The organism is Vibrio sp. 03-59-1, assembly GCF_013114135.1.
Taxonomy (GTDB): Bacteria; Pseudomonadota; Gammaproteobacteria; order Enterobacterales; family Vibrionaceae; genus Vibrio; species Vibrio cortegadensis.
Window position 1 is genome coordinate 1 of record NZ_VTYA01000066.1, and the last position, 1,331, is coordinate 1,331.

The 1,331-nt window shown below is 39.3% G+C and carries 3 protein-coding genes; 2 read left to right on the plus strand and 1 reads right to left on the minus strand.

All coding sequences use genetic code 11. The features are described from left to right. Positions 1-404 precede the first annotated feature (404 nt). Positions 405-647: a type II toxin-antitoxin system Phd/YefM family antitoxin gene (locus tag F0249_RS19915; protein WP_171757634.1), complete on the plus strand. Its 243-nt coding sequence runs from the start codon at positions 405-407 to the stop codon at positions 645-647. Positions 648-654: 7 nt separating this feature from the next. After that, positions 655-945 carry a type II toxin-antitoxin system RelE/ParE family toxin gene (locus F0249_RS19920; RefSeq protein ID WP_171757635.1) on the plus strand — a complete coding sequence of 97 codons (291 nt, stop codon included), beginning with the start codon at positions 655-657 and terminating at the stop codon, positions 943-945. 196 nt (positions 946-1,141) lie between these two features. On the opposite strand, the gene F0249_RS19925 is transcribed toward F0249_RS19920, so the two are convergent. Continuing rightward, a partial coding sequence (locus tag F0249_RS19925) for an alkylphosphonate utilization protein (RefSeq protein ID WP_253825362.1) occupies positions 1,142-1,331 on the minus strand: 190 nt, incomplete at its 5' end.

Below are 1,331 nucleotides of genomic sequence, written 5' to 3' on the forward strand. Positions count from 1 at the left end.
AAACTTACTAATGAGGAGACTTGCGTGACGTTGCAGCTAATTAACCGACAAACATTCTACGTGCGATGGTCATTTTGATGGCAACTTTCACGAGACGAACAGGTATGTAGTTCGGACGCAGAACAAAGATAAACGGATAATTTAACCCTTTGAATCTTATGCAATATAACGCCGCATTAAGGGGTGAACAACGCCTCCACCCGACCTAAAGTATTGTACCGTAAACACTAAACTTGAAGTAGATACAAAAATGCCAAGCGTTGTGAATCCCTCTTAAATGCTTTGTTAGATCACCTTTCGCACAAATCGCACGATTTGATTGAATTAAACTTTTTGCGCGATACACTATAATCTAACTATCATCTAACTATAATCTAACTGTAATTCCACTTTGGAGATTGACCATGCATACATTAACAGCAAATGATGCCAAACGTAATTTCGGAGAGCTGCTTCTCAACGCTCAACGTGAGCCAGTTAAAATAAGTAAAAATAACAAAGATGCCGTTGTGGTGATGTCGATTAGAGACTATGAAGAGCTCGAAACTATGAAAGCCGATTACATCAAGCATTGCTTTGAGTCTGCAAAAGCAGACTTAGCCCAAGGCAATGTAGCTGATGGTGAAAATTTCCTAAACGCGTTGTAAGTAAAGTATGCAATATAAACTAAGTAAATTAGCACAGGCTCATTTGCACAAAATCAAAAATTATACAATTACGAACTTTTCCGAAATGCAGTGGAACACATACAAAAATACACTTCTTACTGGATTTCAGATGCTCGCTGAAAACCCCGCAATAGGTAGAAACTGCAACGATTTATATCAAAATGGCTTTTATTTCCCGATAGGTAAACACACAGCGTACTTTACCAAGGAAGACGGCTTTATTTTAGTCGTTGCAGTTCTTGGACAATCGCAACTTCCACAAAACCATCTACGATAATTACCACACCCTAGCATTTTGAGTTAGGGTGCAATTTTTGATTGGTAAACTAACGCCGCATTAAGGGGTGAATAACGCCGCCACCCAACCTAAAGCATTGTACCGTAAACACTAAATTTGAAGTAGAAGCAAAAATGCCAAGCGTTGGGAATCCCTCTTAAATGCTTTGTTAGAGCGCTGATTCAAGGGCAGTGACTTACGCTTTCTTAACGTATTTTGCCGTTACAAACATTTCGCCAGCACCATCAAGCTTACAGTCCAATTGATGATCCTTACCTTCCACAACCCGCTTTATTACACCTTTTGTGCCAATTTTAAGGTTCTGAGAACTACCTTTAACTTTGAGATCTTTCACCAATGTGATTTTATCGCCTTGCTCCAACTGA